The 8,281-nt window shown below is 62.2% G+C and carries 8 protein-coding genes; 7 read left to right on the forward strand and 1 reads right to left on the reverse strand.

Annotated elements, in window-relative coordinates; translation table 11 throughout:
- Positions 1–38 precede the first annotated feature (38 nt).
- From GQF02_RS15240 to dcuC, 4 genes are all read left to right on the forward strand, one after another.
- Positions 39–959 (forward strand): CobD/CbiB family protein, encoded by a 921-nt coding sequence (locus GQF02_RS15240; protein WP_160798287.1) that lies wholly within the window; start codon positions 39–41, stop codon positions 957–959.
- A gap of 109 nt (positions 960–1,068) precedes the next feature.
- On the forward strand, positions 1,069–2,592 hold the full coding sequence (locus tag GQF02_RS15245; RefSeq protein ID WP_160798289.1) for a DEAD/DEAH box helicase: 1,524 nt from the start codon (positions 1,069–1,071) through the stop codon (positions 2,590–2,592).
- Between the two features lie 67 nt (positions 2,593–2,659).
- Positions 2,660–3,169 carry a GNAT family N-acetyltransferase gene (locus GQF02_RS15250; protein WP_160798291.1) on the forward strand — a complete coding sequence of 170 codons (510 nt, stop codon included), beginning with the start codon at positions 2,660–2,662 and terminating at the stop codon, positions 3,167–3,169.
- 142 nt (positions 3,170–3,311) lie between these two features.
- A complete protein-coding gene (gene dcuC / locus GQF02_RS15255) occupies positions 3,312–4,688 on the forward strand; it encodes a C4-dicarboxylate transporter DcuC (RefSeq protein WP_160798293.1) in 1,377 nt (458 codons plus the stop codon).
- A 69-nt stretch (positions 4,689–4,757) separates the two neighbouring features.
- On the opposite strand, the gene GQF02_RS15260 is transcribed toward dcuC, so the two are convergent.
- Positions 4,758–5,099 carry a DUF2322 family protein gene (locus GQF02_RS15260; protein WP_160798295.1) on the reverse strand — a complete coding sequence of 114 codons (342 nt, stop codon included), beginning with the start codon at positions 5,097–5,099 and terminating at the stop codon, positions 4,758–4,760.
- Positions 5,100–5,162: 63 nt separating this feature from the next.
- On the opposite strand from GQF02_RS15260, the gene GQF02_RS15265 reads away from it, so the two are divergent.
- Genes GQF02_RS15265 through GQF02_RS15275 form a run of 3 tightly spaced genes read left to right on the forward strand, consistent with a single transcriptional unit; the run spans position 5,163 to position 8,117 of the window.
- Complete coding sequence (locus GQF02_RS15265) at positions 5,163–6,230, forward strand: efflux RND transporter periplasmic adaptor subunit (RefSeq protein ID WP_160798297.1); 1,068 nt, start codon at positions 5,163–5,165, stop codon at positions 6,228–6,230.
- Positions 6,230–7,444, forward strand: a complete 1,215-nt coding sequence (locus GQF02_RS15270) for an ABC transporter permease (RefSeq protein WP_160798299.1) — start codon at positions 6,230–6,232, stop codon at positions 7,442–7,444. The genes GQF02_RS15265 and GQF02_RS15270 overlap by 1 nt, the downstream gene beginning before the upstream one ends.
- Positions 7,437–8,117 (forward strand): ABC transporter ATP-binding protein, encoded by a 681-nt coding sequence (locus GQF02_RS15275; protein WP_160798301.1) that lies wholly within the window; start codon positions 7,437–7,439, stop codon positions 8,115–8,117. Before GQF02_RS15270 ends, GQF02_RS15275 begins: the two co-directional genes overlap by 8 nt.
- Positions 8,118–8,281: the final 164 nt, after the last annotated feature.

Here is an 8,281-nt window from a genome sequence, read left to right on the forward strand (position 1 = left end):
AGTCGCGTCTAGAACCCTCAACCACTCGCCTTGAACTCATGATTCTGCTTTCCTTGATTGCTGCGCTGGCTCTGGAGCAGATCCGGCCCTTGGGTAACCGAAACAGGGTGTGGCTGCTGTTTATCCGCTATGCCAACCATCTCGAGCGCAACTTCAATGCCGGCTCCGAGCGCCATGGCGTCGTTGCCTGGCTGGTGGCGATTTTGCCGCCGGTCCTGCTGTCGCTGGCTATCTACTATGGCCTGTATGCGCTGAACCCGGCGCTGGCGCTGGCGTGGAATGTGCTGGTGCTGTATCTGACCATGGGCTTTCGCCATTTTTCCAGTGCGTTTTCCGAGATTTCGCTGGCGCTGTCGGAAGGGCGCGACCATGATGCCCGGCTGGCTTTGTCCGGCTGGATAGGTCAGCCTACCTCGGATATGTCGGTGAACGAGGTATCGCGCCTGGCGATAGAGCAGGGCGTGCTCGACAGCTATCGCCATGTATTCGGCACCATGTTCTGGTTTGTACTGTTGCCGGGCCCTAGCGGTGCCTTGCTGTACCGGCTCTCGGCGATGCTGACCCAGAAGTGGGGCGAGCGCAATTTCGATGAAGATCCGTTCGGCCGTTTTGCCGCCCGTTTCGGCCTGTGGCTGGACTGGCTGCCAGCGCGTCTGGCTGCGGCCAGCTTTGCCGTGATGGGCAACTTCGAGGATGCGATTTACTGCTGGCGCTCGCAAGCGCGCACCTGGGGCAACTACACAGCAGGCATTCTGCTTGCGTCTGCGGCCGGTGCCATCGGTGTGCGTCTGGGGGACCCGCTCAGGCAGGACTATTTGCTGAAGATCCGCCCGGAACTGGGCACCGGAGACGAAGCTGATCCGCAGTACCTGAAAAGTGCGGTGGGCTTGATCTGGCGTGCCGTCCTGTTGTGGCTGGCCTTGTTGCTGCTGCTGACTATTGCCGGCTTGTTTGCCTGACGCGAAAGCGGGATGTCCCGCTGACTGACGCCGCCCCGTTGGGAGCGGCGTTGCTGTTTTCTGATTATTCATTGCGGCCTTGCCATGGGCGGGGCCGCCGGAGCTGAACATGACATTTGCCGAGCTTGGCCTCTCGCCGGAAATCCAGAGGGCCATCGACGAGCTGGGCTATACCGAGCCCACGCCGATTCAGGCCAAGGCCATTCCGCTGGTGATGAGTGGATGTGATCTGATGGCTGCCGCCCAGACCGGTACCGGCAAGACTGCCGCTTTTGTGCTGCCGCTGCTGGAACGCCTGAAAAAATTCGCCAGCTCCAGTGCGTCGCCGGCCATGCACCCGGTGCGTGCGCTGATCCTGACGCCGACACGCGAACTGGCCGATCAGGTCGGCGAGAATGCACGGCTGTATACCAAGTATCTGCCGCTGCGCACCACTACCGTTTACGGCGGCATCAATATGGATCCGCAAGTGGCCGAGCTGCGCCGTGGCGTGGAAATCCTGATCGCTACCCCGGGTCGTCTGCTGGACCATGTCGGCCAGAAAACGGTGATGCTTAACCGCGTCGACGTGCTGGTGCTGGACGAAGCCGACCGCATGCTGGACATGGGCTTTATCCAGGATATCCGCAAGATCCTCGCGCTCTTGCCGAAGGAGCGCCAGACCATGCTGTTCTCGGCCACCTTCTCGCCCGAGATCAAGCGTCTGGCTGCCGACTTCATGAAGAGCCCGCAGACCATCGAAGTGGCGCGCCAGAACTCGACCAATGAAGACGTCGAGCAGCTGGTGTATCAGGTCGACAGCTACCGCAAGCGCCATCTGCTGTCCTATCTGATCCGAGAGCGCCAGATGGGCCAGGCCATCGTATTTTGCCGTACCAAGATTTCGGCCGACCAGCTGGCGCGTGATCTGAAGCGTGACGGCCATGCTGCCGAAGCCATTCATGGCGACAAGGCGCAAAGCGCGCGTCAGGAAACGCTGAACCAGTTCAAGGCCGGCGAAGTCAAGGTGCTGGTCGCCACCGATGTGGCGGCACGCGGCCTGGACATCAATGAGTTGCCTTATGTGGTCAACTACGAGATGCCTAATGCGCCGGAAGACTATGTGCACCGCATCGGTCGTACCGGCCGTGCCGGTGCCAGCGGTGTGGCTATCACCTTTATGGCGCAGGGCGAAGAGCGCCAGCTCGAAGGCATCGAGAAGCTGACGCGACAGAAGTTTGCCCCCAAGACGGTGGAAGGTTTCCAGCCGTCATGGCTGCAGGCGCAAACCCTGGCCAAGCCGGCGGCACATCACACCGACGCACCGCGCACGCCCGAGCGTCGCCCGCAGGAGCGCCGGCCGCAGGAAAGCCGTCCGGCCGAAGCCCGTGCCGGCCAGCGTCCCGAGCGCAAGGAAGTGGTACGCCGCAGCGAGCGCCACGAGCGCGCGGACCGCAACGACCGCAGCTCGGATCGCACCGAGTTCACCGCGCGCAAGCTGGTGCGTCTGGTGCATCCGCCGCGTCAGGAGGTATTTGACGAAGCCGACTACGCCGGCCAGCCGGATTCGCCGCGTATTGCCGGGCGTAATGACCGCAAGCCGCATGCCAAGCGTGAAGTGCCGGCGCTCTTGCTGCCGCCGCGCTACAAATAAGCGTTTTGTCCTTGCCTGCGCCGCCTTCGGGCGGCGTTTTTCATTTGTCTTTTGTCCTGGAGGAATCATGTTCCAGCTGGAAACGCCCCATTTGCGCCTGACCGAACTCTCCGCCCGCGATACAGACTTCCTGATCGATCTGCTGAACTGTCCGACCTTTCTGGCCAATATCGGCGACAAGAAGGTACGCAATACAGAAGACGCGCTGCGCTATCTGGCCGAAGGGCCGGCGGCCAGTTACGCCTTGCATGGCTATGGCCTGTGGCGCGTAGCATTGAAAAAGGACGACACGCCTATCGGCATTTGCGGCCTGGTACGGCGCGATGTGTTGCCGGCGCCGGATATCGGTTTTGCCCTGTTGCCGGCTTATGCCGGGCAAGGCTATGGTTATGAGGCGGCGCAGGCCTGCCGCGATTACGCTATCGGGACGCTGGCGCTGCCGCGGCTACTGGGTATAACCGACGACGACAATCTCGCCTCGCAGCGCCTGCTGGAAAAGCTGGGTTTGCGTTACGAGGGCAAGATGGCGGTGTATGCGGATGAGCCTGAACTGCGGCTGTATACGCTGTATAAATAAGTGGCAGGGGCCGCTTAGGGCAGGTAAGTAGATCGTGGCCAGGGGGCGGTGAATAAGCAAGGCATCCGACTTTCTTTGAGCCGTATCAAGCACAGATCATCAGATTTTAATAAAATTCTGATTTTTACGATTTGGACTAGCCATGGAATTGCTCTTTGTAGTGATGGTGCTGGGTCTGGTGATCTACGCCATCATCAAGGACTACAACCCGCAGGCAGTGCTGGCGCTGGCCGGTATGGCCATCTTTGCCGTGGCTTACTGGATGGGGATACACCCCATTCTGGCACCGGATAAAAGCACCGGTTTTGCTCTGTTCGACCTGTTCGAGGTCTTTAACGGCATCTTCTCCAAGCGTGCGGCAGGCCTGGGTCTGACCATTATGGCGGTGGCCGGTTTTGCCACCTATATGTCGCACATCGGTGCCTCGCAGGCGCTGGTGAAGGTGGCGGTCAAGCCGGTTGCCAATATCAAGTCCAGCTATCTGATGCTGGTCATCTGCTATCTGGTTGGCGTATTCGTGTCGCTGTTCGTCAGCTCGGCCACCGGTCTGGGCCTGCTGCTGATGGTGACCATGTATCCCATCATGCGCAATCTGGGCATCAGCCCGGCTTCGGCCTGTGGCGTGATCGTGACTACGCAGGCATTCGAGATCGGGCCCACACAGGCCAATGCGATCTTCGCCGCCGGCCAGTCCTTGCTGGATCCGACCACCTACTTTGTCGACTACCAGATCTGGCTGATTGTGCCGATGCTGATCGTGACCACGCTGCTGCACTTTTTCTGGCAGCGCCATTGCGACCGCAAAGCCGGTTACGATCCGCTGCAGCACCGCGGTGAACATGCCGAACTGGACGAGAAGGGTAGCGATGCTATCCAGGCACCCGCCTGGTATGCGCTGTTGCCGGTGATTCCGTTTGCGCTGATGATGATCTTCTCCAAGCTGGTGATCAACGACATCAAGGTCAGCGTGGAAGTGAGCATGTTGCTGACGGTGTTTATCGGTATGGCGTGCGAGCTGGTGCGTACCCGCTCCATCCGTACTTCGTTTGCCGGCCTGTCCAGCTTCCTTGACGGCATGGGCAAGGTGTTCGGCCCGGTGGTGGCGCTGATTGTCTGCGCCGAACTGTTTGCCGAATCGCTCAAGGCCATCGGCGCGATTTCCGCTTTGTTGCACTCTGCGGATGGTGCTGGTCTGGGCAGCGGCTTCATGACGCTGGTGCTGGTCGCGCTGATTATGGGTGCAGCGGTGGTGATGGGCTCGGGTAACGCCTCCTTCCTCAGCTTTGCCACGCTGGCGCCGGAAGTGGCGACCAAGTTCGGTGTGCCGGCGGTGACCATGTTGCTGCCTATGCAGCTGGCTTCCAGTATCGGCCGCTCGGTGTCGCCGATTGCGGCGGTGGTCATTGCCTGTGCCGGTATCGCCAAGATTTCGCCGTTCGAAATCATCAAGCGCACCAGTGTGCCGATGGGGGGTGCCCTGCTGACCGCGCTAACACTGAACTACGCTTTCTTTATGTAAGTGAACAAGCCGCATCATTTGCGGCTTCAGGCTCAAGCCGCCCACCCTGAAAGGTGGGCGGCTTTTTACTTATTGACCCGTGTGCGTGACCGGCAGCAGCACCACGTCAAGCGGACCTTGCTTGCCTTGGGCCACGGCAAACAGGCGGTCGATATTCGGGTGTTTGCCGGGGTTGGCTTCGGCATCGATGCTGTGTTCGGCATAGAGCGTAATGCCGGCTTGCGCGGCTTCGCTATTAAGCACACCAAAGCGTGCGGCCAGCGCGGCGTAGACCCGTACCGAGCCGGCTGTACCGGGCTGGTTGAGCAAGGTGGCGACGTTCTGGCCAGTGCTATCCAGCAAGTTCAGCCCGGCCAGATGGCTCACTTCGGGCAAGGAGGCAAGATTCTCGGTAAAGGTTGCGCTACTCATGGCAGTGTTGATCCGTGCTCTGTGGTAAAAAGAAGTCATTATTTTAAGCGCATATGGATCGCCATGTTGCCACGCTTCCGTTTTTTGTTTGTCATCGTACTGATCGCCCTTGGGGCTGCCTTGTGGTGGCTGCCGCGCCTGCTGTATGGCCCTGAAGTCGCCGTGCTCAAGCTGGCGCCGCATCCGCTGACGCAAACCATCGTCACTACCGGTCATGTCAGCAGTGCCGAAGAAAGCCGGCTGGGTGCCACGCTGACCGGGCGCGTGCTGGCGACGCCGGTAGCCGAGGGCGCTGCGGTAGCCGCCGGCGCGGTGCTATTGGTGCTGGAGTCGGATGAAGTGCAGGCGCAACTGGCGCAGGCCGAGGGCAATGCGCATGAGGCCGCTGCCACGCAGGCCGAGGCCGAACGCCAGTTTTCCCGCCAGCACGGCCTGCTGGCGCAGGGCTTTATCAGCCGCGCGGCGCTGGATGCCGAAGACAAGAAGGTGCAGCTGGCGCGTGCGCGTGTGGCGGTGACACAGGCGGCGGTGACGGCGGCGCGGGCGCGATTAGAGCAGACCCGCATCCTGGCTCCGGCGGCCGGGCGGCTGATTGCACGCGAGGTGGAAGTCGGTGATGTGGTCAGTGCCGGCAAGCCGGTGCTGACCTTTGCCGCCGCCGGCAAGACCGAGATCCGCCTCGACGTGGACGAGCGTTATCTGGCACAGCTAAAAGTCGGGCAGGTGGCCAAGGTGGCGGCCGATGCCTGGCCCGATGCGCCGTTTGCTGCCCGCCTTGTCCGCATCGCACCGCAGGTGGATCTGGAGCGCGGCACGCTGGAAGCCATCCTGCTGCCGGATACCTTGCCTGCATTCCTGACCCACAATATGACCGTGTCGGCCGAGATCGTGGTCGCGCGCAAAGCTGCCGCGCTGACCGTGCCAGCGGCAGCACTGTTTGAACGCGGCGGCAAGTCGTGGCTGTGGCGGGTGCAAGATGGCAAGGCCGGGCAGGTGGCGGTGGTGACCGGTATGGTGGCTGACGGCATGGCCGAGATCAAAAGCGGGCTGGCCGCAGGGGATCTGGTGGTGCTGCCCGGTGCGCCTGCACTCTCGTCCGGCGACAAGGTGCGCGTGAAGGAGCAGGGCTGATGGCCTTTATCTGGACGGTGGCGTGGCGCCTGATGCGCGAAGGGCGTTTTCAGACGGTGTTGATTTTGGCTGGCGTGACCATAGGTGTGGCGGTGGTGGTGTATATCACCGCCATCGTCAACGGCTTGCAAAGCAATATCATCGACAAGACGCTGTCGACGCAGGCGCATATCGTACTCAAGCCGCGCGAAGACGTGAACCGGCGCCTGATCGAGGCCCCCGCGGGCGAGCTGATGAGCGAGGTGGAAACCCGTACCCAGCGTGAAAATACCATCGAGAACTGGGCCAGCGCGCTCACTGCGACCCGCGCCTTGCCCGGCGTGGAAGCCGCAGCGGTGATGGCCAGCGGGCCGGGCTTCGCGCTCAAGGGCGGGGTCAGAAAATCGGTGGTACTGATGGGGGTGGAGCTGGCCGACTACCTGAAGATTGTGCCGCTGCAGAGCAAGCTCAAGGCCGGCCAACTGCGGCTGGATAGCGGTGCGGTGATGATAGGCTCGGAGCTGGCGCGCGAACTGGGTCTGAAGCCGGGTGACCGCCTGCGCCTGGTCTCGGCCACCGGCGTCGCCGACAGTTTTCTGGTGACGGCGGTGCTGGACTTCGGGCTGAAAGACTTGTCGCGGCGCTGGGTGCTGCTGCCGCTCAGAAGTGCGCAGTCCTTGCTCGGCTACCGCCGCGACGTCAGTGAAATCTATGTCAAAACTTTCGACTTGTTTCAGGCCGAGTCCATTGCCGCAGCCGCATCGGCGCGCACCGGCCTGGAGGCCGACAGCTGGCAGGAAACCAATACCCAGCTGGTGACCGCGCTCAGAAGCCAGAGCGCGTCCAGCAATATGATCAAGGTGTTCGTCACGCTGGCGGTGGCGCTGGGCATTGCCAGCGTGCTGGTGGTGTCGGTGGTGCAAAAGCAGCGCGAGATCGGCATCCTGCGCGCCATGGGCACGCCGGCCAGCCGCATCCGCGCGGTGTTCCTGCTGCAAGGCGCGATCTACGGGCTGGTAGGCTCCCTGGGCGGCTCGGCGCTGGGCGCGCTGCTGGCCAAGGGCTTTACCCGGCTGGCGCTTAATAGCGACGGCACGCCCCTGTTTCCGGTGGTGGTGACGCCGTCGCTGTTTATCGTCACCGCCATCATAGCGACCCTGGCTGGTGTGCTGGCCGCATGGGCGCCGGCGCGGCGCGCGGCGATGCTGGACCCGGTGGAGGCAATCCGTGGCTGAGGTCTTACAACTGAAAGACATCCGCCGCAGCTACGGCGGCGGCAAGGCACCCTTGGTCGAGGTGCTGCACGGCATCAACCTTAATCTTCTTGAGGGTGAATTTTCCGCGCTGACCGGCCCGTCCGGCTCGGGCAAGTCCACCCTGCTCAATATCATGGGCCTGCTGGAACAGCCAAGCTCGGGCGAGCTGCTTATCGCCGGCGAAACTGCCGTGGGGCTGACTGACGCCGCACGTACCCGGCTGCGCAACCTTTATCTGGGTTTTATCTTCCAGTTCCACCACCTGCTGCCGGCGTTTTCCGCGCTGGAAAACGTGATGATGCCGGTGTTCGCCGGCAAGGGGGTGGTGAGCGCCGAAGACAAGGCCAGGGCCGCCATGCTGCTGGAGCGGGTCGGGCTGGCTGAACACAGCTACAAGATGCCGGTGCAATTGTCCGGTGGCCAGCAGCAGCGCGTCGCCATCGTGCGCGCGCTGATGGCGCGCCCGCGTCTGGTGCTGGCCGACGAGCCGACCGGCAACCTCGACACCCAGACCGCCGCCGACGCTTTCGCGCTGATGCGCGAAATCAACCGCGAAGACGGCGTCACCTTCCTTATCGTCACCCACGACGCGAGACTGGCGGAGACCTGCGACAGGCAGATCCGGCTGGTGGACGGGCGGCTGGTGGATTGATGCTGGCAGTGGATGTTGGGTGGGTTAGCCGCTGACCGAGCGCGGAAAGCGAAGCGGGGCGAGGGAATGGCGGTGTAATCCACCGTGAAGCGTGTGGCTGTGATGGTGGGTTACGGCCTTTGGCCTAACCCACCCTTGTATCTGTTGTCTCGTGGTGATTAGCT

The sequence above is a fragment of the Craterilacuibacter sinensis genome (genome assembly GCF_009831765.1).
Lineage (GTDB): Bacteria > Pseudomonadota > Gammaproteobacteria > Burkholderiales > Chromobacteriaceae > Craterilacuibacter > Craterilacuibacter sinensis.